The organism is Emticicia sp. BO119, assembly GCF_013912375.1.
GTDB lineage: Bacteria > Bacteroidota > Bacteroidia > Cytophagales > Spirosomataceae > Emticicia.
Map to the genome: position 1 here is coordinate 22,514 of NZ_JACETV010000010.1, position 25,515 is coordinate 48,028.

The following is a 25,515-nucleotide window of genomic DNA, read 5'->3' on the forward strand; positions in this document are numbered from 1 at the left end:
TAAGAAAATGAAAAAAACTGAGATTGTAGGGTATAACAGAGCGAATCTCGGACGCCAGGCTTCACAGGAATTACGTGGGCAAGGAATGGTTCCGTGTGTATTGTATGGTGGTACTGATCAGGTATCGTTTTATGCTCCGGCTTATTTATTCCGTGATTTACTTTTTACTCCTGATGTGTACGAAGTAACTATCAACATTGAAGGAAAAATCTATACTGGTATTTTGCAGGATTCACAATTCCATCCAACAAATGACCAGATTATTCATGCGGATTTCTTAGAAATCACACCGGATAAAGTTATTAAAGTAGCAGTTCCGATTAAATTGCACGGTCCGTCAGAAGGACAAAAGAAAGGGGGTAAACTGGTACAAAAAATGCAAAAACTACGTTTGCAAGGGCCAGCCAAAAATATCCCTGATTACGTAAACGTTGACATCAAAGATCTGGATTTAGGTAAATCTATCAAGGTTTCAGCAATTGCGGAAATTGAAGGTGTAAAAGTTTTAGATTCTTTGAGTAATCCCGTGGCAGTTATTACAATTCCACGTTCTTTACGTCAATAGTAAGACCGTAAATTATCGCTAATAGATATGGCGGGCTGGCTACAGCTCGCCATTTTTTCAATTAGTGCAACCACCCATTTTAGCTTCAAATGTAACCCCCGGTTGTGTCTGAAAACCATTCATCAGAATAATACTTTTACTCGCCTGCATTTTTATGACAGAGGTATTGTTCAATATTTGCCCATTAAAGTTAATATTTTCCGAAGCTGAATAATCATAGTTACCGCTTGGAATATTTTTTGTCAGATTCATTTCTGATTGACATTCATTATTTTTAAGTTTCAGTATCCAGAAATCGTCATCTCCCCGCCAACCAGATACATCACCGTCGTTTGGTGAAGCGGTGTTGCCTATAATCAGATATCCGTTATCAAATGTATTGAGCAAACAATTAGGCTCATCATGCCCACTACCGCCATAGGTTTTTTGCCAGCGCATATCTCCGTTCATCGGATTAAGCTTAAGTAGCCAGAAGTCGGCACTTCCGTGGTTCCCGATAGGGTCTCCTTCACCATTTGCGGAATATGATTCTCCTACTACTAAATATTCTCCATCAACCATTTGTAAAATTGAGCGGGCATATTCATTTTTTAGCCCACCATAACATCTACTCCAAAGTTTTTGCCCTAAACTATCAATTTTTACTACAAGAAAATCTCTATTACTTGGGTTATCGTAGTCTGCATGGTTTTCAGAAGCATCAAAGTCGTGAGAATAGGTTTCACCTGCAATAACAAAACTACCATCTGTGCATTGAACAACTGATTTGGCATATTCATCTAACGTACCTCCGAAGGTGTTCTGCCATTGCAAGACCCCATTTTTATCAAGTTTAACAATCCAGAAATCCAAACCGCCTTTGTTCGGGAGACCTGGTAAATCTTCCGAACTTGAATAGCCTACAAAAGCAAATCCTCCGTCATTTGTTTTTATTACTGAATGTGCATGATCGTTTTTTAGACCTCCATAAGATTTTTGCCATAGGAAATTTCCTCCACCATCAATTTTAATCAACCAGGCATCAAATAAACCATGATTTCCTGTTACAAGACTGTCATTAGATTCTGAATATCCGGCAATAAGGTAGCTGTCATCATCCGACCTGCAAATTGAAAAAGCATAATCATTGCTACCACCACCTAAACTTTTCTTCCATTCTATGTCACCGTTTTCTGAAAATTTTATTAACCAGAAATCATTATGCCCGTAATTTTCAGTAATATCATAATTTACAGAATTACTATATCCTACACATATATATTTATGGTCATTAGTTTCAATAACCGAATTAATATAGTCTTCTCCACTACCACCTATCGACCTTTTCCACTGCAATTCTCCGGTATGGTTGAGCTTTACTACCCACCCATCAAAAAAACCATAGTGATTTTCGAGGTCATAATTGTCTGATTGAGAGTGTCCACACACAAAATAACCTCCATCATAAGTTTCTACAACAGATACGGCTTTGTCATAAAAACTCCCACCATAAGTTTTTTGCCATTCAATAATAGGTTGTTGAGCTTTACAGGAGAAATAAACTGTGAAAAAACATATAAAAGGCAAGAATATCTTCATAGCTTATAGAGTTGGTGTTTTTAAAAGAGTACCGATCGATTTTCTCTTTATAATTAGGATAGTCAAAATTAGAGGTATCATTATTATAATTTAGATTAATTCTATATTATTTATTGAATGGTTGTTTCTGGTACTATTTTGCTACTATTTACTTAATTTTGGTGAAAAAAAAATCTTGCCACACAAAATGGTGACAAGATTGCTTACTACGACAGTTATTTACGACTTAAATATAAATTTTTTGCTGTGTGGATTTTTCAGTATTGTAATACTTTATTGACCTCAATCATTACGAATGTATCATCAAGCATATTTTTGAAGTACGCTAATTCTTTAGGAGTAAATAGCAGATAAAAATTATTTATTGGTGTACGCATCCCCTTTGATCTTCCGTTACAACACAAATCTCCTGCTTCAAAAATGGTATTTTCATCTTCAAACATTCGTCTGAATTGTCTTAAATCATCTTCTGAAAAAATGAATAACTGATTGTTAAAAACCAGATTATACTTTTCACAACAGTGGCATTTACCAATATAGCCATACGCACTTGAAGCGAGTACTAATAGTTTGTGATTAGTCATTTTTTGTAGTCGATTTTCTTTTTATTTATTGAGTGAATTTACAAGGGCATGGTGAGTGATTAAAATTATTATTCAATTGTTAAGTATTATTTTATTCTCACAATCAGATTTTTCACAGTGTCCATATAATAACAAATCGTGTTGTGTAATTTCGAACTTCATCATTTCACCAATCATTTTCTGAATTTGCTGTAATCGCGGATCACAGAATTCTTTAACTTGTTGGCAATCCAGACAAATTAAATGATCATGCTGACGGAAATTGGCTGCTTTTTCGTATTTAGTTACATTATTGCCAAATTGGTTCTTGCGAATCAATCCACATTCCAACAAAACTTCAAGGTTATTATAAATAGTTGCTCTGCTAACATATTGCTTTTTGTCAACCATGGTTTTGTACAGATCTTCCGCATCAAAATGATCATGACGAGAATATATTTCTTCAAGCATCATCATGCGTTCGGTGGTTTTTCTTAATCCTTTTTCTTCTAAAAAAATCAGGAATTTAGCTACCGCTTTCTCGTAATGTATATCTTTCATTATGCCTTCCTTACAAAAAAATCCCTTATGGGGCTTATATATTAGTATTTATCCGGGTTTTGAACTGTCTTATTCCAGCCCTGCGATACAAAGGTAAATGCTTATTTAGAATTAATCCAAATAAATTTCCGTTTTTATTTTTAATTAGTCTAAATAAGATATACATTTGCAGCAACAAACAACCACAGAAAATTTATTTGAATAATGAGTAAACAAACACACAGAAAAATGAAGTCAATTTTTACAGTATTATTAGTGATGTGCAGTGGATGGGTTTTGGCACAAAATGGCACATTAAAGGGTAGGATAACAACCAATGATGGTAAACCAGCCGAATTTGTAAATGTGATTATAAAAGGAGCAAATAAAGGAGCTTCTGCTGATACTGAAGGTAATTATGAGATCAAGAATTTGAAAGCAGGTGAGTACACTGCTCAAGCAAGTTTTGTAGGATTAAAGGCAGAAACAAAAAAATTCAGTATTAACGCGGACGAAACAATAACACTTGATTTTGAAATGGAGATTAGTGCTAATCAATTGCAAGAGGTGGTTGTACAGGCAAATCCAAGTAAGTATGTAACGGACTACCCTTCAATCTCACTTCGGTTAAAAACTCCTCTTTTAGAAGTGCCTCAAAATATTCAGGTAGTTACCAAACAATTAATACAAGACCAGCAGATTTTTGATATGCTCGAGGGTGTAACCCGTAATGTGAGTGGTGCTACGCGTGTTGAGCACTGGGATATTTATGCACAAATAAACATGAGAGGTTCCCAGATTGCTGGTTTCAGAAATGGGATGAACGTACAATCTACATGGGGTCCATTAGTTGAAGACATGAGTATGGTTGAGCGTATTGAGTTTGTAAAGGGGCCTGCGGGCTTTATGTTGGCCAATGGTGAACCAAGTGGTTTTTATAATATCGTAACAAAAAAACCTACAGGTATTAATAAAGGTGAAGCGACTATGACCGTAGGTAGCTTCAATACTTATCGCTCAACACTTGACTTTGATGGTAAATTATCACAAGATGGTAAACTTTTATATCGCCTCAATCTTATGGGACAAACTAAAGGATCCCACCGTGATTATGAATTCAATAACCGCATTTCGATTGCTCCTGTTTTAAAATTCCAATTCACACCAAATACTTCTTTGACTGCTGAATATACTTATCAGTTCAATCAGATGTCGGTAATTGGCTCAAACTATGCCTTTTCTAAAAAAGGTATGGGTGATTTGCCTGTAAACTTTACAACGGCAGAACCGAATATGGATCCATCAAATATCAATGATAATACTTTCTTTCTGACATTAGCGCATAGTCTTAATAATAACTGGAAATTGACAGGACAACTGGCCTACATGAAATACAGTCAGATCGGGCAATCGTTATGGCCGACTGGTTTCTCTGCTAATGGTGATACGCTGATAAGAGGAGCTTCTATATGGGATGTATTAGGAATTACTAAAGTAGGTCAGTTCTTTGCCAATGGAGATGTAAAAACAGGATTTATCAACCACCGTATTTTAGCAGGCCTTGATATGGGGCAGAAAGACTTTTTTCATGATTGGAATCAAGGAGGCACGTATTCAGGACCGAATGGTTTTAATATCTATAATCCAGTATATGGTACGGTTCCGGCATCTGCTTATCCTAAATATGACCGAAGCCTGAGCTTACGTCAGAGAGGTGTATATTATGCACAAAATTATGCAGCCATCTATGCTCAGGATGAACTTCGTTTCATGCAGGATAAATTAAGATTAACCATTGCCGGAAGATACACAAAGGCACAAAATAGTGACCCATACTCTGGTTTTGCCAACGCAGAGAAATTTACTCCGCGTGTTGGCCTAAGCTACTCCTTGAACCAGAACACCAGTGTTTATGCAGTATTTGATCAGGCCTTTGTTCCACAAGCAGGTGCTGATGTTAAAGGCAAGGCGTTTGACCCTATTACCGGCGATAACAAGGAAATCGGGATTAAACGCGAATGGCTGGGAGGGCTATGGTCAACTTCGGTTTCTGCCTATAATATTACTAAAAATAATGTCCTTACAAGTGATCCTAATAATCAGTTCTTCTCAATTCAATTAGGGCAAACCCAGGTAAAAGGTATTGAATTTGACTTGCGAGGACAAATTACTCATGGATTAGATTTAACTATAAATTATGCCTATACAGATGGCAAAGTAACTAAGGATACTGATGAAGAAAAGATAGGAATACAGATACCCGGAACCTCAAAAAATGTTGCGAATGCCTGGTTAAGCTATAAAGCAACCAATGGTAGTTTACAAGGCTTTGGTATCTCTTTAGGAGGTCAGTATCAGGCTGGCCGTTCATCCTGGTATGTATTTGATGGTACAAAACAAGGCTTGCCTAACTATTTCAGAATGGATGGTGCGATTTCTTATCAGGCAAACAAATTTGCAGTAGCTCTAAATATAAATAATCTCACAAATGCTTATTTATATATGGGGGGATATTATGAATGGAGTCAGTTCTTTTATTACCAGACAGAAGCAAAAAGAAATCTACGTCTATCAGTTAATTACAAATTTTAAGAGGAATGACTTTTAAAAAAGCAATTGGTAAAATACATCTCTGGCTCGGACTTGTGTCCGGGCTGGTGGTGTTCATCGTAAGTATTACAGGGTGTATATACGCATTTCAGGTAGAAATTCAGGACTTAATACAATCTTACAGATATGTTGAGATTGAAAAAAAAACGATCCTGCCCCCATCGACCATCAAATCTATTGTAGAAAAAGCAGTTCCAGATAAAGTTATTCACAGTATAACGTATGAAAGACCTGGCAGGGCTGCTATTGCTACCATTTATCACTATGAACCTACCTATTATTATTTGGTTTACGTGAATCCATATAGTGGACAAGTATTAAAAGCAGTGAATATGGATGAGGATTTCTTCCGGTTTATTCTGGACGGTCACTTTTATCTTTGGCTTCCTGAGAAAATCGGACAGCCTGTTGTAGCTTCTGCAACCCTTATTTTTATTTTTCTTATGATTAGCGGACTGGTTCTCTGGTGGCCAAAAAATAAGTCAGCAGCTAATCAAAGATTTACTATTAAATGGAATGCAAAATGGCGTCGGGTTAATTATGATCTACACAATGTTTTAGGATTTTATATGACCTGGGTAGTAATTATTATTGCAGTTACAGGTTTAGTATGGGGTTTTCAATGGTTTTCAAAAACCTATTATTATACTATATCAGGCGGAAAAACAATCCAGGAATATTATGAGCCGGAATCTGGAGAACCTGTTGCTGCTGTTACCGACAAAACTCCGGCTATCGACAAAATCTGGAAAAAGATGAGAACCGAAACTCCTGATGCAGCAACAATTGAAGTACATCCACCTGAAACCTCCAAATCAACAATCGTTACTGCTACTACAACAGATGCAGATGTTTATTGGAAGCACGACTATCGTTATTTTGATCAATATACATTGAAAGAGGTTTCAGTTACTCACCCTTATGGACGTTTAAAGGACATTTCGATGGCAGATAAAATTATGAGGATGAATTATGATATTCATGTTGGGGCTGCATTTGGCTTTGCGGGTAAAGTATTGGCTTTCTTTGCCAGCCTCATTGCGGCCAGTTTGCCAGTTACAGGGTTCTGTATATGGTGGGGTAGAAGAAAGAAAGCAACTAAAGGAGTTGCCAGACCAGCTACATCAAAATCGCAGATTTTTAAGCCAAGGTACTATTGAACAGTTATTAAGTTAAATCTGATTGTACATACCTATTTAATACTAAACTTTATGAAAAATAAAATTATAATTTTCGCCTTGTTGCTTATTCCTTTTTTATCAGAGGCGCATGGCTACTGGCTTGAAGTGAAAGGCTCTGGCAAAGTAGGAGAGCCTGTTAAAATTCAGATTTTTTATGGTGAATTTGTAAACCAGGGGAGAATGAAAGGAAAATTTCTGGATAAAATGAATGAAATAAAACTTTTTGTAATTGATGAAGCCGGAGATCGCATTAATGTGCCAACATTTCAGACTGAAACACACTGGGAGGGGAGTTTTACACCAAAAACCGAGGGGAATTATCAGATTATGGGGATTAACGAAACAAGAGAAGTTCAGGATTGGGCAAAGCATAACTTAGGAATTGTGAGACCAATGCAATACCTGAGAACTAACTACGTTGTTGGCAAATTTACTGCTGTGACTAAACCAAATAACTTTCTGGATATTATAGCTACTGAATCCGACAATGGGATTAACCTGAATGCATTCAAAAATAATTTTCCTGTAGATAAAGCAAAACTGACAATTATCAGCCCTGATGGTTGGGAGAAAGTAAGAATAACCAGTGAAAGAGGGAGGGCTTCTTTTATACCTAATACCAAAGGTATTTACTTAATAGAAGCCGAGTGGATCGATAAAACCCCAGGTACTTATAAGGAAAAAGAGTATGAATCAATTCGTTACCATTCAGAAACCACAATTGAGGTGAGATAAAAGTACTTTGGCGAATGATGAATTCGCGAATATAATAAGATAAAAAAGGCCTTCTAATTATATAATTATTCACTGCTCAACAATTCTCGATTTACAATTTTTCAATTTAAAACAACCATAAATCAAAATCTAAAATTAATTAAATATGAAAAAAATAGTTATTTTTTTATTAGCGGGCTTCGGTGCATTTGCTCAGAAATCTGCTGATATTGCTGCCATCAAAGGGCAATGCGGTTGCCACGAAGTAAAATTTGATTATGCAGAGACTTTTACTCCGAATAAAGAATATAAACTGAAAGATCAGTATCATGCCAAAGGAACGGAATACGTTTTTGTGGTTGAAGAATCAAAAGACAAAATTGTTATCCAGCATTTATTAGCTATTGCAGATACTATGGTGGTGAAACACTGGCGTGAAGACTGGACTTACGAAGATCCGAACTTGTTGAGCTTTTATAAAGAAGGCGTCTGGAAGTACAGCCAGTTTGATAAAAATCATATAAAAAAGGGATGGACTCAAAAAGTATATGAGGTTGATGATGCGCCACGTTATGAAGGATTTGCGCAATGGTCTCATGCCAATGGCAAACACCTTTGGGAAAGTAAAGTAGATGCACCACTTCCACGCCGCGAGTACACTAAAAGAAAAGACTATAATGTCTTGAAACGCGGTAATAGAATATATGTAAATGAAACAGGTTATTTGCATGAACAGGATAATGACAAGATTCTGAGAAAAGAGGGGAACGACTTATTGATTGTTCAGGAAAAGGGTATCAATGACTATAGAAAATTAAGCGATGAAAAGGCATGTGAAGTAACCAAAAAATGGTGGGCTGAGCATTCGGCCTTCTGGGCAGATGTACGTGCTGAGTGGGCACAAGTATTTGATAAACATAAAAATATTAGCATCAAGCAATTTGTAAGAAGCAAAATGTTAAGTGAGTATTTTTCAGCAATTGAGAAAGAAAAAAATGACTCAGCGACCAATCGTAAGAAAATCAAAGACGTATTGAATCAATTTGTTATATACAATGATGAAGTAATAGGAAAGAATTAATCGTTCTGTCCTGATGTATCTGAGTGTTAGAAAACCTCTTGTGATTTTCATGAGAGGTTTTTGCATAAAAAAATGCGTATGTCTACTCTTACAGCAATTATAATCACCAAATTTAATGCTATTTAATGACGATTTATGGCATGAATAATGCTTGTATCTAAATAAAACACGATTTAGTCTTTCCTGACCCATTCTATGTAGCCACACCATAAATCTAATTAAAATCTCGTTGCATGAGAACACAACTTCTATTGTTTTCAAGTGTATTACTATTTTTGTCAGGAAATTTCATTTTTGCTCAAACCATTGATAAAGATTATGTTGATGGCGAGGTATATATCAAACTTAAAGAATTTCCAAAATTTACCCTGAACCTGCCTAATGGAGCCGTTAATATGGCTCAGGAGCTTCCTTTCCTATCAAAGGCGGCCCATATCTCAGAAGTCTCGGGAGTAAAACGGGCTTTTTATTTTTCCAACGTAGTAGATTTGCAAAGGGTTTATCGTCTGAAGATTTCAAATCCAAAGCTTTTGCATCAATTTATTAAGGAAATAGAGAAAGACAAAAGGATTGAATATATTGAACGTGTTCCTTTCCATCAGATTATCTCCGTCCCCAGTGATCCAAAAATAGGGAATCAATACTACTTGAGTAAAATAAAAGCATATGAAGCATGGGATATATCTCAAGGTGGAGTTGATCTTGTTGTTGCTGTAGTTGATAATGCCATTCAAGTAAACCATATCGATCTGGCCGCGAATATTTTACCTGGAAGAGACATATCTGATAATGATAACGACCCCTCACCGCCCGACTCAACCTTTTTTCATGGTACTCATGTTGCTGGTTTAGTTGGTGCTGTTACCAATAATAATAATGGCATTGCTTCGGTAGGAATCAACAGAGTGAAGATACTCCCCATAAAAGTTACTCCTGATAGTGGCGACCCGCAAAGTGTTTATCATGGTTTTGAAGGGATAGAATGGGCAGTAGCTCACGGAGCGAATATTATCAATATATCGTGGGGTGGCAGTGGTTATTCTCTTACTGACCAGGCAGTGATTGATAACGCATATAATTCAGGGGTGATAATTATTGCAGCTGCAGGTAATAATAATCAGAATACAAGCTACTACCCGGCCTCTTATAATCATGTTATCTCTGTAGGTAGTGTAACTTCAAATGATGAGAAAAGTTATTTTTCAAATTATGGTTCTTCTGTTGATTTAGTAGCTCCCGGAAGCGGAATTTATAGCACTATTCCTACTAATAAGTATGATTATTGGAGCGGAACTTCTATGGCTGCTCCAATCGTAAGCAGTATTTTTGCCTACGTCTGGTCTGTTAAACCCAATTTGAATCCGGCGCAATTAGAAAATCTGATTAAAAGTACCTGCGATAATATTGATATTCACAATTCAGGGTATATAGGACTATTAGGTAGCGGTAGAGTAAATGTCCTAAAAGCCATATCTTGTATGGAGGATAACATTCAACCGGTTATTAACCCATCAGCAACAAATGTTTTGTGCAGTGGGGGTATGGTTCAACTTTCTTGTAATACTTATGAAGGAGCTTCATATCAATGGAAAAAAAATGGAGTTAATATAGGCAGCAATCAACCTGCTTATAATGCCTCTGAAACCGGTCAGTACACTGTAATTGTTACAAAAAATACCTGTACTATTGCTGCTTCCTCAGTAAAGGTTAGTGTTGTGCCTGATAGCGTGGTAATTAATGTTGCGTCAACGATTGCCTGTGTTGGAGATTCCATTCTGCTTTCTGTATCGAATTTAGAAGGGATTAACTACCAATGGAAAAAAGATGGATTAGATATAGGTACGGGATCATTTCAGTTGTATGCAAAACAAAATGGTTATTATACAGTAAGTTTATCAGGTAATAATTGCACAACAACGTCACCTGCTGTCAACGTTTCCTTTATTACTCTTAATCCCAGTATAATATCTGAAAACTCAACAGTCCTTTGCTTAGGTCAAAGTACAACATTATTTGTGAATGGCATTAGTAACGCTAACTATCAGTGGAAAAAGGATAACCAATCTGTTAATGAAGCTACAGATTTAAGTTTTACTGCATCGGAAGCAGGTGAATATTATGTAGAACAGAAATCAGGGCAATGTATTGCGAAGTCAAATCAGATCAAAATTACAATAACCACACAAAGTGCACAAAGCCCAGGAGTTGTAGGTAGAGAAATTTGTGAAGGTAAAAGCCTGAGTGCAGGCAATGGATTACAGGCTACAGCTGATATGTGTATGGGTTCGGTTATAAATTCTTATTCTTACACCGGGGGTGTTGTTGCTTACGATGGCAATGAAAGAATTGGCGATAATCCATCAATTAATATTACAGATTTAGGGACAAATGTGATCGGAAAAATAAAAGTATCCATAACCTTTGAGAAAAAAGATCAGGAGGGTTTAAATGCTTGCAGTTTACCACATGGTGGAGGCCAACCATATAACGATGAAATTTCCTTTAGATTAAAGTCACCTAATGGAACTATCATATCCCTTTTACAGGATAACACCTATAATTATTATTCATATGGTGGTCAGGTAGTTCTCACTTTTGAAGATGGTAAACCATCGATAACTCCTCAAACAGGCCCGGTATCTGGAATATTTGCTCCGAGTGAGGAATTAGCTTTTTTTAATGGGCAAATCGCTAATGGAACCTGGACCTTATTGCCAAATGATAATTCAAGCGGTGATCCTCTTTGCGTTTCCGCTTTTTCCATTGATATTCAGGTAGACAATGTAATCCTGCCGAATACATTTAGCTGGTGGAATTCACCCACAGATGGTAAGCGATTGGGTATTGGCAGTGAATTCATTGCTTCAGATACTTTAGCCGGCATACATACCTACTATGTTCAAAATCAGTGTTCAGGAGTTTGTCCAAGTATAAGAGTCCCTGTTAATCTCTCAATCAATACAGCTGCTATTACACCCCCGTCAGTTATAGCTTACACTATTAGCTCAGAGATAGCAGCCCAGATTAGTCCACTGCTTTCAAAGGCAAATATGAGTAACCAAAATCCTGTAACTATTCAGAATGGAAGCTATGTGGCTGTTATTTCAGATAGAGCACCATTAGTTAATCCAGTTACGGTTTGTAATGGCACTAAAGTTTTGCTATTAGGTGTCGGATGCAACGGTGATTATCAATGGCTGCCAAATAGTGATGGAGTCGGGATTATAATTTCTCCGACATTAACAAATAGCTATTCAGTCAGATGCAGAGAACAATCTTCTGGTTGCTGGACACCCTATAAAGAGCAGATTGTTCATGTAAAGCCTGTAGAAGTAATGATAAATAATCATATTCCTCAAAGGGGTTTACAGACTTTTGTTGGCAAAAGGATAACTGCAACTACCACTGTTAGCACAACTTCAGATACCTCGATTAAGGCAGATAATTCAATTGTGTTTCTTCCCGGATTTTCAGTCGATACGAATAGTGTTTTTACTGCACGTATTGAAGATGGTTGTGCCAATTAAATAAAACAAAGTACAAAAAAAACTTAATTTATTAATAAAATCTCTGGGTTGTTTAAAATATAAATTCTTTAATTTATTGATAATTAGATATTTACGACACTATGTTTGTTGCAACCTTTTAATTTTCAAACGCTCACATTTTCTAATTCAACTTCTTATATTAAATTTGCAGACTTTAGATAAAAATACTTACTAAACTCAAAATAATTCATTATGGATTCAATGATTGTCTATCTTGTTCCGGTGTTCGGAATAATCGGATTACTTTACACTGCTTGGCGATTTAGTTGGGTGTCTAACCAACCAACCGGAGATGCCAATATGCAAAAGCTCTCTGGCTATATAGCCGATGGAGCAATTGCATTCCTGAAAGCAGAATGGAAAATCTTAGCTTTTTTTGCCATTCCAACCGCTATTTTATTAGCTTGGTTAGGCTCAAGAGAAGGCACTCCCGAATCCCCAATACATTCTTCTCCAATTATTGCTGTGGCATTTTTGATAGGAGCGGTTTTCTCAGCAACAGCGGGCTATATTGGTATGAAAATCGCTACCAAGGCTAACGTACGCACAGCACAGGCAGCACGCACTTCATTATCAAAAGCACTTCAGGTATCTTTTACCGGAGGTTCAGTAATGGGAATGGGTGTGGCAGGATTAGCCGTTTTAGGCTTGAGTGGACTCTTTATTATTTTCTATAACTACTTTGCAAAAGGCGAATTGCTTACTTCGGATAACATGAAAAAAGCTATTGAAGTATTAGCAGGGTTTTCATTAGGAGCAGAGTCGATTGCACTATTTGCGCGTGTAGGTGGTGGTATCTATACAAAAGCTGCTGACGTGGGTGCCGACCTGGTAGGAAAAGTAGAGGCGGGTATTCCTGAAGACGACGTTCGTAACCCGGCTACTATCGCAGATAATGTGGGTGATAACGTTGGTGATGTGGCCGGAATGGGGGCTGACTTATTTGGCTCTTATGTTGCAACTATCCTCGCTACTATGGTATTAGGACAGGAAATAAGCGTTATAGATAATTTTGGAGGTTTCTCGCCAGTAATTCTTCCGATGATGATTGCCGGTGTGGGTTTATTAGCTTCTTTGGTTTCTACTTTTTTTGTGCGTATCAGTAACGAAGAAGCATCTGTTCAGAATGCATTGAATTTAGGCAACTGGGCTTCTATTGTAATAACACTTATTGCTTCGTACTTTTTAGTTACTAAAATTTTACCAGAATCACTAAGCCTGCGTGGGCATGAATTTACCTCAATGGGAGTATTCTGGGCAATTGTTGTGGGTCTTGTTGTTGGTGCTTTGATGTCAATTATCACAGAATACTATACAGCCATGGGTAAACGCCCGGTGCTTTCTATTGTTCAGAAATCAGGCACAGGGCATGCTACAAATATTATTGGTGGATTGGCCGTAGGTATGGAATCCACAGTATTACCGATCATTGTATTGGCTGCAGGTATTATTCTTTCTTACAGCTTTGCTGGTCTCTATGGTGTTTCTATTGCAGCTGCAGGTATGATGGCAACCACTGCCATGCAATTAGCGATTGATGCTTTCGGCCCGATTGCTGACAATGCAGGTGGTATTGCTGAAATGTCTCAATTACCGTCAGAAGTTCGTGGTCGTACAGATAACCTTGATGCAGTTGGTAACACAACAGCAGCAACCGGAAAAGGTTTTGCTATTGCCTCTGCTGCTTTAACCTCATTGGCATTATTTGCTGCTTTCGTAGGTATCGCAGGCATTTCAGCTATTGATATCTATAAAGCTCCAGTACTGGCCGGCTTATTTATCGGTGGCATGATTCCATTCATTTTCAGCGCATTATGTATTTCGGCAGTTGGTAAAGCTGCTATGGAAATGGTGAATGAGGTGCGTCGACAGTTTCGTGAAATTCCGGGAATTATGGAATACAAAGCTGAACCTGAATATGAAAAATGTGTCGCAATTTCTACTCAAGCATCAATCAAACAAATGATTTTACCCGGAGCAATAGCTCTGATAGTGCCAGTATTAGTAGGTTTTGGGTTTAAAGGAGTTTTTGAGGGTACTTCCTCTGCCGAAATCCTTGGTGGTTTATTAGCTGGGGTTACAGTTTCAGGTGTGCTTATGGGGATGTTTCAGTCAAACGCTGGTGGTGCATGGGATAATGCCAAGAAATCTTTTGAAAAAGGAGTAGTAATTGATGGCGAAACCTATTACAAAAAATCGGAGCCTCATAAAGCCTCTGTCACTGGTGATACCGTTGGAGACCCATTCAAAGATACCTCAGGCCCATCAATGAATATTTTGATAAAGTTGATGTCAATCGTTTCGTTGGTAATTGCGCCTTATATTGCTGTTAAATCAACAGAAGTAGGTTCTTCAAAAAATACTGCCCCTGTGATAGAGTCTTCACTTCCTTCAAGCATTAACAAAACTTTATCAACTGGTGTCACATTGAATTATCTTGAAGGTGGTGTAGAAGATCAGTTGATAAATTTAATTGAAACTTCTGATTCAAAAGAAAACCTTTCATTCAATTTCAATAATTTAAACTTTGCAACCGGAAGCGCTTCAATTGAGACTACCTCAATGAATGAAATACTAAACATTGCTGAAATCCTGAAAGCGTATCCGAATGTAAGTATAAAAGCAGCAGGAATTTCTGAAAAGGGAGGCAATGACAAAGAATTAGCTGATAAACGTGCAATGGCTGTAAAAGCTGCTTTAGTTGGGTTAGGTATCAACGCTTCACGTCTGGAAGTAGCCTAAGCCTACTATTATCACCAATAAGGCAATACTTAAAAGCCTACTGTGAATTTCATGGTAGGCTTTTTGTTTGAATGAAATGGATACCTAAATTGAATTAAAATGTAGCTTGGCCGTAAATCCGATAAATCAATCACTACATCCACCTATTTTAGCTGTAAACACACTATTCCCACTTACACTAAACCCTGCGTTGAGCATAACAGATTTATTCGCTTTATAAGTGGTTTGGGCTGGCGTTTCGATAAAATTAGTAGCTGTAATGGTATTGCCAGTGAAAGTCTGAATAGAATTAGCATAAACTCTATTCATAATTGTAACTGCATCAGAGGGTGAAACAAACAAAATATTATTAGAAGAGATGGGCGCGCAAGGAGACCATTCTTTATGACAATACGCATTGTAGCCGATAGGAGACGAAGGTGTAACCACTAATGATTGACCATTCTCTCCATTATTCCAGGTTATAACATTTGTCGGGCAATCCTGAGCGATAAGCAAATAGGATTCAGTAGTAGTGCAAATTGTAACAGGGCTTGTTAATGGTGGGGTGTCCCCGATTGGTATATATTCTGATTGGAGATTGGAGGCGTCGTAAATCTGATAAATATTATCAGTATTCTTCGTGAATCGAAGTGTCTGTTTCTGAATAAGTTCCTTAAACTCAGGAGAATTGGTTAGGGTAGAAGAAACAGGAAAAACATATACTTGTGGAATGGTCAGAACATTCAGCCTTACAGGAATTCTTGGGCTTGGGCATAAGCCTTCACAAAGTGCCTGTACATAAAAAGTTTTTTCTCCGGTAATATTTGTTGGTGGAAAAAATTCAGAACCATTAGCTAATTGGTTGCCTCCATTTGGTGCACTCCACCATGAGATCACTGGAGGCTGGATTGGTCCATTTGTAGTAATGGTAACCGAAAACCCTTTGACACAAAGAGGATCAATGGCATTATCATCTTCTGGTAATAATGTCCATATTCCGGTTGGATTTTCATTAAGAAATGCATTAAATGATTCTGCCGGAGCAAAAGTGCCTGAGGAAGGCAATGAACCTTGTGTTATTGGACTTGCTTCAGTTTCAAAAACTGTTGTTACAACGCCAGAGGTTGTTGCTCCACCTGAATAGGTTCCTGAAGCTATTAATGTAATGATTTTACCCGTGGGAGACTGCAATTTGAAAGAAACTTCGTCATTATAAGGTGAGTCACCTCCGTCCGTAAATCCACATGAATTTTTATCAAACTGGTCTTTCTTTTCCCAGGTAATTGAGACCTTTACCTTTATTATGGTTCCGGTTAAGCTGAATACATTTACATTAGGGTCATCACCACTCTTATCAAAACCATCATATCCCACCATTGGTCCATTGTAAACGAAAGTAGTTGGTCCACCATAATTACAGTTAATGGTAGTTGCAATAAGGCCACCTGCCAGATTCAGATCTGCGCAATAGGTAACTTCTTTATCAGAGACAATTGGGGTATCTGTAAAAGCTGTATTTAAAAGTACTTTCGTTTTGTCTGAAATTATACTACAATTACCATTTTTAATGATTACATGATAATTGGCTCCGGGCGTTGCAGAAAAGTTAGGAGTAGTAATATTGGTTAATATGTCATTTTTAAACCATTGAAACGTATTACCATTAACAACACTCGCATTGAGAGTAACAGACTGTCCCTGACAAATGTATGTACTACCATCAGGAGTAATTGTAGCAGTTACTAAACCTAAGTTTGGGCAGGAGATTGCTTTAAGAAGATTTACCCTTCCTGCACCTAAAAGACCCTTAAAGGCAGGATTTACAGTGTCCAGATTATCTGCTGTATGAAACAACACACTCTCTAACTGTGTCGGTGTTAAAGCAGGAAAACATGACCATACATATCCCAGTGCACTTGCAACCAAAGGTGTGGCCATCGAAGTGCCATTAAATGTAGCATAGCTATTAAAAGGAATAGTACTCAAAATACCCCGCCCTGGAGCAGCAATATCCACCCAGGTTCCAAAATTAGAAAAAGAGCTCAGTTTATCATCATTATCTAAACTTGCAACCGATATTACGTGCCTGTAGGCGGCAGGGTAGCTTTCTATAGATGTTTCTTCATTTCCGGCCGCAGCAACAATTATTATCCCTTTGTCATGAGCATAGTCAATAACCTCTTGTTCAACCTGAGAAAAACCGATTCCTCCCCAAGACAAACTGATAATATTGGCACCATTATCAGCGGCCCAAACAATACCCTCATATCCGTAATAAATTCCTCTTGGATCTGCTCCGTCAGGAGTAGCTTTGACAGGTAATACTTTTACACGATTATTACTCGCGGATGCAATTCCCAGGTTATTATTGGAGACGGCACTTACTATCCCGGCCACGTGTGTGCCATGACTGAAACTCGTGTTTGGAGGATTTGGATTATTATCGTTATCTCCCAAATCTTTGCCCGCAAGCATATTAGCTTGTAAGTCCGGATGGTTGGTCTGAATTGCATTGTCAACTACAGCCACAACAATCGTCGCAGTTCCAGGGTTTGCATCCCATGCTTCAAAGGCTTTAATTTTGTTTAGATGCCATTGAGTTTCAGTATCGGGGTCATTTGGAGTAGAAATGGTTTGTCTAAGCCTGACCTTTTCAGCTATTGCAACTTCAGGCATTTTTATTAATTGGTTAAGCAATTCATCAGCTTTATCCGGGCTTTTGAGCTTCAACCTATAAATCTTTTGAAGGTTTTCAGAATTGGTAGTGTAAAAAGGTTTACTTGCCTGTTCTAACACAAATTCAGAAGAAAACTTTTGTAGAAATAGTAGTTCACTTGTTAAATTAACAGTGCTTGAAACTATGCCAAAAGGCTTTTGTTTTACCTTTAAATAAATTTCTCCTTCAATAAAATCTTTATTGACTTTCTGACCTATTGATGAAAATGTGATTAGTGTGGTAACAATTAGTAGAAATATACGCATAGATTGAAATAAATTTTTATTTGCCTGGCTAGTATAAATGGGTATTTGATTTACTTTTGCAGACTTAGTTGGTTATTACGTCTACATATGTTAAAGCATCTAAAGTAATATGATATTTTTGTATAAATGTCTGTCTTAACAATGAACATTTTACTCTGAAAATATGTAATTATTGAAATCAATTTATGATTACATAAAAAGGCTTGAAATTCTTTAAGGTTACAAGCGAACTTTCTTAGTTTTTATGAGACATTTACTCAAACCAGAATGACTCAATTGATAATATTGCGCAAATTTTTGAAAACAATGAAGAAAACCCTAATTTTTTTACTTCTTTTTTATTCAACGGTTAGTTTCGGACAAACCAAACAAATGAGTGCGGGAGAGATTATACAGGCTATGAAAAGGCTGAACGTAGTAGGAAATGTATTATATGTAGCAGCCCACCCGGACGACGAAAATACACTTTTTATTACATGGCTTTCAAAAGAAAAAATGGTACGTGCAGGCTATATTGCCATGACAAGAGGAGATGGAGGACAAAATCTGATTGGATCTGAACAAGGTGAATATGTTGGCCTTTTACGCACACATGAACTCTTAGGGGCTCGAAGTATTGATGGAGGTGAACAGTATTTTACAAGAGCTAACGATTTTGGTTTTACTAAAACAACTGATGAAGCATTAAGCACTTGGGGCAAAGAACAGATTTTGTCAGATTTGGTATGGCGAATCCGTAATTTTCAACCAGATGTAATGGTTAATCGTTTTCCACCAGATGCACGTGCTGGGCATGGACACCATTCAGCCTCGGCTGTATTATCAGAAGAAGCCTATAAAGCCGCCGCTGACCCAACTCGTTTCCCTGAGCAGTTGGCTTACATAAAGCCATGGCAGGTAAAGCGTGTAGTCTGGAATTCATTCTCACCGAATTTTCAGAATATTACACCAGAAGGGGGGAGTTATATCAAGATTCAATTGGGTAATTTTAACCCATTATTGGGTAAATCCTATACTGAAATTGCTGCCGAAGCTCGGAGTATGCACAAAAGCCAGGGATTTGGTTCTGCTAAAACCAGAGGCCAACGTGTAGATTATGCTTTACATAAAGTTGGAGACCCAGCCCAGAACGATTTGTTTGATGGTATTGATATGACCTGGAAACGTGTGAAAGGAGGCGAAAAGGTTGAAGGCTTAGTAAATGAAATGTTAGGCAATTTTAAAGTAGAGAATCCTTCTGCATCAGTACCGGCTTTGATTAATATTTATGATGTAATCAATAGTTTAGAGGAAAATGTTTGGACAATCTACAAAAAAAATGAGGTAAAAGATTTGATATTAGCCTGTGCGGGTTTGTGGTTTGAGGCGAATCCTACAGATTATTCTATTGCAGGCGGAGATAAAATCAAGGTAAACCTTAATGTTGTTGAACGTTCAAATAGCGATATAGTTTTAGAAAAAGTAAGTTTCAAAGGTACAGGCAAGGACTCGGTTTTGAATCTAAAATTGGTTAATAATGTCCCAGTCAATCAGAATTTTGATTTACAGATACCTGTTAACATTCCTATTACACAACCTTATTGGCTTATGGAAGAGAAAGAAAAAGGTTTCTATAAAGTAAATGACCAACTCTTAAGAGGTTTACCAATGAAACCTTCAGACCTTGTTTGTGATTATACTTTTTCAATTGATGGTAAGCAATTTAATTTCCAGACGCCTCTTACTTACAAATTCGTTGAACCATCAATTGGGGAGATTTATCGCTATTTTGAAGTCCGACCTGAAGTAATGGCAACAATTGATGAAAAGGTGTATGCCTTTGCGGATAACCAGCCTAAGGATGTGCATGTTACTGTGAAAGCGGGTAGAAAAAATGTATCAGGTTCCATATCTTTAGCTGTTCCGAAAGGATGGAGAATTGAACCTGCCGCTATCAATTTTGAATTGAAAGACAAATATGAAGAGAAAAACGTTACTTTCAAAGTATTCCCGTCTACTACTGCATCAGAAATAAGCCTGAAAGCAGTTGTAAAAACAGCAAATGGCACTTATAACAGAGGTATTGCTACTATTGACTATAAGCATATTCCAACACTTACACTTTACCCTGTTTCAGAAGCAAAGGCTATCAGAATTGATTTAAAGAAAAAGGGCACAAAGCTTGGCTATATTGCCGGAGCAGGTGATGAAGTACCAGCTGCATTAACACAGATTGGTTATCAGGTAACTATGCTTACTCCTCTTGAATTAGGAAAAGATTTATCAGGTTATGATGCCATTATTGTAGGTGTTAGGGCTTATAATACAGAAGATCATCTGAAATTCTTTCAGGATAAATTGATGGATTATGTAAAAAATGGTGGAACCGTTGTTACACAATACCAAACTAATGCTTTTTATGGTACTTCGAAAGTAAAAGAAATGGGTCCTTATAATTTTGGTATTGGTCGCGGTCGTGTGACTGATGAGAATGCCGAAGTTAAAATCCTGAACCCGGCACACGTATTATTGAACGCGCCAAATAAAATTACCCAAAAAGATTTTGAGGGATGGATTCAGGAAAGAGGTTTGTATTTTGCTGATAAATGGGCAAAAGAATATGAAACGATTTTCTCGATGCATGATGCCAATGAAAGAGAAGAGGAGGGAAGTGTGTTGTATGCCAAATACGGCAAAGGAAATTTTGTATTTACCGGCTTAGCCTTTTTCAGAGAATTACCTGCGGGTGTGCCTGGTGCCTATCGCTTATTTGCTAATATGATTTCAGTGGGGAAATGATATAAACACCCCTAACCCCTAAAGGGGAACGAAAAAAGCTCTTCCGCAATTAAGTAGAAGAGCTTTTTTTTATTCCCCTTTAGGGGTTAGGGGCTGTGTTTTTTTAAATCACCACATTTACAATCCGTTTCGGTACTACAATCAGTTTTTTCGGAGTATTGCCTTCCAACCATTTTAAAACGTTTTCATTAGATAAAACGGCTTTTTCTATGTCTTCTTTACTCATATCTGCTGGGAAAGAAATAGAGGTTCTTACCTTGCCATTTATCTGAATAGGATACTCAAATGAATCTTCAATCAAATGCTCTGCATTAAATTCAGGATAACTTTGTTGAGTGACTGTACCATGTTCATTACCTAATATCTCCCAAAGCTCTTCCGAAATATGTGGTGTATAAGCAGATAAAACAATCACTAATTGTTCAAGGATAGCCTTTTTTGAACATTTCAAATCAGATAATTCATTCACACAAATCATGAATGTACTTACTGATGTATTGAAAGAGAAACTTTCAATATCTTCTCCTACTTTCTTGATAGTTTTGTGTAATGCTTTTAATTCTGCTTTAGTTGGTTCGGCATCTGTAACAATATATTTACCATTCTGGTCGTAGAATAAACGCCATAGTTTACGGATAAAACGGTAGGTTCCTTCAATCCCACGCGTATCCCAAGGCTTGCTTTCTGTCAATGGCCCTAAAAACATTTCGTATAATCTGAAAGTATCAGCGCCGTATTCTTCAACAATGTCATCCGGGTTAACAACGTTGTAAAGTCTCTTCGACATTTTTTCTACCTGTGAGCCGCAAACATATTTATCCTCTTCAAGAATAAATTCAGCATTAGCTACATCTGGTCTCCATGTTTTAAACTTTTCAATATTCAAAATATCATTTTTAACCAGACTTACATCCACGTGAATCGTAGTAGTTTCATACTGGTTTCTCAAATTGTAAGAAACAAAGACTGGATTTTTGTCCGCTCCTTCACTCGATTTCAAACGATAAACCAAGCTTGATTTCCCTTGAATCATACCCTGGTTAATCAACTTCAAGGCATATTCTTCTTGTGGTACATAACCCCTGTCTTTCAGGAATTTATTCCAGAAACGGCTATATAATAAGTGTCCTGTGGCATGTTCTGTTCCACCTAAGTATAAATCTACATTCTGCCAATAATCGATAGCTTCTTTAGAAGCAAATTCGTTTTCGTTATGCGCATCCATATAGCGGTACCAATACCAGCTACTGCCTGCCCAACCTGGCATAGTACTCAATTCGTATTGCTCACCGTTATAATTCCATCCTTCGGCACGTCCTAATGGTGGTTCTCCGTCTTCGGTTGGTAAATACTTGTCAATCTCCGGCAAAATCAATGGTAAATCTTTTTCATCCATCAAATAAGGGATACCATCCTTAAAATAAACAGGAACAGGTTCACCCCAATAACGCTGACGAGCAAAAACCGCATCTCTTAAACGATAATTAACCTTACCTTTACCAATGCCTCTTTCCTCCAATTCATCAATCAACTTTTTGGTAGCTTCCTGATAGCCTAAACCATTAATAATACCTGAATTGATATATTTACCTTCTTTTGTGGCATCAGCTTGCTGGTCAATATCTTGCTGAGAATCTAAAATTGGTACTATTGGTAAACCAAAATGAGTTGCAAAATTCCAGTCACGTTGGTCGCCTGAGGGTACGCCCATTACTGCACCAGTACCATAGCCTGCCAATACATAATCAGCAATCCAGATAGGTACTTTTTCACCACTGAATGGATTAATACAATAACTGCCCGTAAATGCACCTGAAACTTTTTTTACATCAGACATACGGTCTAATTCGGAGCGTTTCTGGGTTTCAGTAATATAATTATCAATACTTTCTTTTTGTTCAGGAGTTGTTAGATCTACTACCCATTCATGTTCCGGAGCTAAAACCATAAATGATACGCCATAAATGGTATCAACACGTGTGGTAAAGACTTCAATCAAGGTATTTGGCTTATTTTCAACCTCAAATTTTACCATTGCACCAACCGAGCGGCCAATCCAGTTACGTTGTTGCTCTTTCAATGAATCAGACCAGTCAATCGTAGTTAAACCACTAATCAAACGGTCAGCGTAGGCAGTAATGCGCATCATCCATTGCTGCATTTTCTTTTGAATCACGGGGTAGCCACCACGTTCAGAAACACCATCTTTCACTTCATCATTCGATAGCACCATACCCAAAGCAGGGCAGAAATTTACTACTGCTTCTGAAAGGTAGGTCAAACGATATTTTAATGAAATAGTATATCTTTCTGTTTCTGAAAATTCATTCCACTCTTCCGCTGTAAAGTTCTGTACCTCTTCATCACAGACCGCATTTACGCCTTTAGTGCCATTCTGAGCAAACTTTTCATACAGGGTTTCAACGGGTTCTGCTTTATCGGCATCCTTATTATACCAGCTTTTAAACAATTCCATGAAAATCCACTGGGTCCATTTGTAGTATTTCGGGTCAGAGGTACGTACTTCACGGCTCCAGTCATAGCAGAAACCAATCTTTTTTAACTGGCTGATATAAGTACTGATATTGGCTTCTGTTGTGATGGCCGGGTGTTGACCTGTCTGAATAGCATATTGCTCGGCAGGTAAGCCAAATGAGTCAAAGCCCATCGGGTGCAAGACATTAAAACCTTTTAGTTTTTTGTATCTTGAGTAGATATCACTGGCAATATAACCCAGTGGATGACCTACATGCAAGCCAGCCCCGGATGGATACGGGAACATATCTAATACATAAAACTTAGGTTTTGAATGGTCAATCTTTACTTCATAGGTTTTATTTTCTTCCCAGAATTGTTGCCATTTCTTATCAATCTCACGATGGTTATACTCCGACATATAGTTTTTTTATTGTGTAAATGAGCCCCAGTTGCCCGTGTTTGTTAAAATTTCTGCAAAAATAGCATTTTAAGGCTTTAAATTGTTATTTTGTCAAATATTATCCCTAAAACTTATCTTAAATCTAAACTTCCTCAGCTATGATACGCAAAATTCTATTAACTGTTCTCTTATTGATAGTACTTGGTGTCTTAGGTATTTTTTATGTTTTCTCTGATAAATCAGAATCGACTTTGGTATTAATGACTGATTTTGGAATGAAAGACGGGGCTGTGGCAGCTATGAAAGGGGTAGCTTTGAAACTATCTCCTGAACTAACCATTCATGATTTAACACACGAAATACCTACGTATAATATCTGGGAGGGTGCTTATCGTTTGCAACAAACTGCTCCTTACTGGGCCGAAGGAACAGTATTTGTTTGCGTAGTTGACCCCGGGGTAGGAACAGAAAGGAAATCAATCATGCTGAAAACAAAGGCTAATCATTATTATGTAGGGCCAGATAATGGACTCTTTACCTTAGTGGCAGAAAGTGAAGGAGTAGAAGAGGTAAGAGAAATTTCAGCAGCTAATAGACTGCCAAACTCGCAAGGCTCATATACTTTTCATGGGAGAGACGTTTTTGCTTATTCAGGCGCTAAATTAGCATCTGGTAAGATTAGTTTTGTTGAAGTAGGAAACGCTATCCCTGATAATCAGCTGGTTATGTTGAATTATCCAAAGCCCGGGTTTGAAAACAGTATTGTATCAGGCGGTATTCCTATTTTAGATATTCAATATGGTAATGTGTGGACGAATATTGATAAGAATACTTTTGATAAATTAGGAGTAAAATCAGGAGATATGCTGAATGTGAAGGTTCTAACCAGGGATAGTCTTGTATTTCAAGGCTTGATGCCTTATGTACATACTTTTGGAGATGTGAAAGAGGGGGAGAATCTCCTTTACTTGAACAGCCTGATGAACCTTTCTATCGGAATCAATATGGATAGTTTTGCCAATAAATACGGCGTTTCAAGCGGGAATGACTGGCGGGTAGAGGTTACCAAATAACTTTATAATAGCAAAAAGATGTATCAATCAAATCGATACATCTTTTGTTTATGAATTATATAATCTGAATTATTTCTTCTGCGCTTTAGGAGCAATGAAAACAATCATACGTTTGCCTTCTAATTTTAGTTCTCCTTCAGGTTTACCATACTCATCTAATCCTGCAATGAAACGCTTCAGTAACTCAGCTCCCTGGTCTTTAAATACAATTTGTCGGCCGACAAAGTGTACATAAGCCTTTACTTTAGCATTTTCTTTCAGGAAACTGATGGCATGTTTCAATTTAAAATTAAAGTCATGGTCATCGGTTTGCGGACCGAAACGAATTTCTTTAATGACCGTCTTAGCAGCTTTAGCTTTTATTTCTTTCTGCTTTTTCTTTTGGTCATACTTAAATTTAGAATAATCAACAATTCTACAAACTGGTGGATTGGCCGTAGGAACTATCTCAACTAAATCAAGACTCTGGGCTTTTGCCATAGCTAACGCCTGCTCGACGTCAAAAATTCCTTGCTCAACATTGTCGCCGACTAATCGGACTTGAGGTACTCGTATTCTCTGGTTAATACGATGTTCGTCTTCTTTCTGTACTGGTCTTCTGAAATTACGATTGAATGGTTGTTGTGCCATTTAACGATTTTAAGGTTGCTAATAATTGAATTTTACGAAATTATAAATAAAAATCATAAAAACAAACAAT

General features: G+C 37.4%; 15 protein-coding genes. 9 read left to right on the forward strand and 6 right to left on the reverse strand.

What is annotated here, in order from left to right; all coding sequences use genetic code 11:
• Nucleotides 1–7: 7 nt before the first annotated feature.
• Nucleotides 8–565 carry a 50S ribosomal protein L25 gene (locus tag H1R81_RS24020; protein WP_181843301.1) on the forward strand — a complete coding sequence of 186 codons (558 nt, stop codon included), beginning with the start codon at nt 8–10 and terminating at the stop codon, nt 563–565.
• 57 nt (nt 566–622) lie between these two features.
• Here the strand turns inward: H1R81_RS24020 and H1R81_RS24025 are convergent, their stop codons facing one another.
• The 3 genes from H1R81_RS24025 to H1R81_RS24035 all read right to left on the reverse strand — a co-directional run bounded on the left by H1R81_RS24025 (nt 623) and on the right by H1R81_RS24035 (nt 3,267).
• Entirely contained in the window at nt 623–2,143 is a 1,521-nt protein-coding gene (locus tag H1R81_RS24025; protein WP_181843302.1) for a 3-coathanger stack domain-containing protein, read from the reverse strand.
• A 257-nt stretch (nt 2,144–2,400) separates the two neighbouring features.
• Nucleotides 2,401–2,727, reverse strand: a complete 327-nt coding sequence (locus tag H1R81_RS24030; protein WP_181843303.1) for a DUF6686 family protein — start codon at nt 2,725–2,727, stop codon at nt 2,401–2,403.
• Nucleotides 2,728–2,799: 72 nt separating this feature from the next.
• The gene (locus H1R81_RS24035; RefSeq protein ID WP_181843304.1) at nt 2,800–3,267 is read right to left on the reverse strand and encodes a Fur family transcriptional regulator; all 468 of its coding nucleotides are present in this window, start codon (nt 3,265–3,267) and stop codon (nt 2,800–2,802) included.
• 228 nt (nt 3,268–3,495) lie between these two features.
• Here H1R81_RS24035 and H1R81_RS24040 point away from each other — a divergent pair, with 228 nt between their 5' ends.
• The 6 genes from H1R81_RS24040 to H1R81_RS24065 all read left to right on the forward strand — a co-directional run bounded on the left by H1R81_RS24040 (nt 3,496) and on the right by H1R81_RS24065 (nt 15,122).
• Nucleotides 3,496–5,838 carry a TonB-dependent receptor gene (locus tag H1R81_RS24040; RefSeq protein ID WP_181843305.1) on the forward strand — a complete coding sequence of 781 codons (2,343 nt, stop codon included), beginning with the start codon at nt 3,496–3,498 and terminating at the stop codon, nt 5,836–5,838.
• A gap of 5 nt (nt 5,839–5,843) precedes the next feature.
• A complete protein-coding gene (locus H1R81_RS24045) occupies nt 5,844–7,016 on the forward strand; it encodes a PepSY domain-containing protein (protein ID WP_181843306.1) in 1,173 nt (390 codons plus the stop codon).
• 51 nt (nt 7,017–7,067) lie between these two features.
• Nucleotides 7,068–7,772: a nickel transport complex, NikM subunit,transmembrane gene (locus tag H1R81_RS24050; protein ID WP_181843307.1), complete on the forward strand. Its 705-nt coding sequence runs from the start codon at nt 7,068–7,070 to the stop codon at nt 7,770–7,772.
• A gap of 145 nt (nt 7,773–7,917) precedes the next feature.
• Entirely contained in the window at nt 7,918–8,832 is a 915-nt protein-coding gene (locus tag H1R81_RS24055) for a DUF6607 family protein (protein ID WP_181843308.1), read from the forward strand.
• A gap of 233 nt (nt 8,833–9,065) precedes the next feature.
• Complete coding sequence (locus H1R81_RS24060; RefSeq protein WP_181843309.1) at nt 9,066–12,359, forward strand: S8 family serine peptidase; 3,294 nt, start codon at nt 9,066–9,068, stop codon at nt 12,357–12,359.
• Nucleotides 12,360–12,572: 213 nt separating this feature from the next.
• A complete protein-coding gene (locus tag H1R81_RS24065) occupies nt 12,573–15,122 on the forward strand; it encodes a sodium-translocating pyrophosphatase (protein WP_181843310.1) in 2,550 nt (849 codons plus the stop codon).
• Between the two features lie 126 nt (nt 15,123–15,248).
• Here the strand turns inward: H1R81_RS24065 and H1R81_RS24070 are convergent, their stop codons facing one another.
• The gene (locus H1R81_RS24070; protein ID WP_181843311.1) at nt 15,249–18,086 is read right to left on the reverse strand and encodes a S8 family serine peptidase; all 2,838 of its coding nucleotides are present in this window, start codon (nt 18,084–18,086) and stop codon (nt 15,249–15,251) included.
• A 306-nt stretch (nt 18,087–18,392) separates the two neighbouring features.
• On the opposite strand from H1R81_RS24070, the gene H1R81_RS24075 reads away from it, so the two are divergent.
• Nucleotides 18,393–20,864 carry a PIG-L family deacetylase gene (locus H1R81_RS24075; protein ID WP_181843312.1) on the forward strand — a complete coding sequence of 824 codons (2,472 nt, stop codon included), beginning with the start codon at nt 18,393–18,395 and terminating at the stop codon, nt 20,862–20,864.
• A gap of 103 nt (nt 20,865–20,967) precedes the next feature.
• Here H1R81_RS24075 and leuS read toward each other — a convergent pair whose 3' ends face one another.
• Nucleotides 20,968–23,760 carry a leucine--tRNA ligase gene (leuS, locus tag H1R81_RS24080; RefSeq protein WP_181843313.1) on the reverse strand — a complete coding sequence of 931 codons (2,793 nt, stop codon included), beginning with the start codon at nt 23,758–23,760 and terminating at the stop codon, nt 20,968–20,970.
• Between the two features lie 140 nt (nt 23,761–23,900).
• Here leuS and H1R81_RS24085 point away from each other — a divergent pair, with 140 nt between their 5' ends.
• Nucleotides 23,901–24,815 carry an S-adenosyl-l-methionine hydroxide adenosyltransferase family protein gene (locus H1R81_RS24085; RefSeq protein WP_220275303.1) on the forward strand — a complete coding sequence of 305 codons (915 nt, stop codon included), beginning with the start codon at nt 23,901–23,903 and terminating at the stop codon, nt 24,813–24,815.
• 69 nt (nt 24,816–24,884) lie between these two features.
• Here the strand turns inward: H1R81_RS24085 and infC are convergent, their stop codons facing one another.
• Nucleotides 24,885–25,445, reverse strand: a complete 561-nt coding sequence (gene infC, locus H1R81_RS24090; RefSeq protein ID WP_181843314.1) for a translation initiation factor IF-3 — start codon at nt 25,443–25,445, stop codon at nt 24,885–24,887.
• Nucleotides 25,446–25,515: the final 70 nt, after the last annotated feature.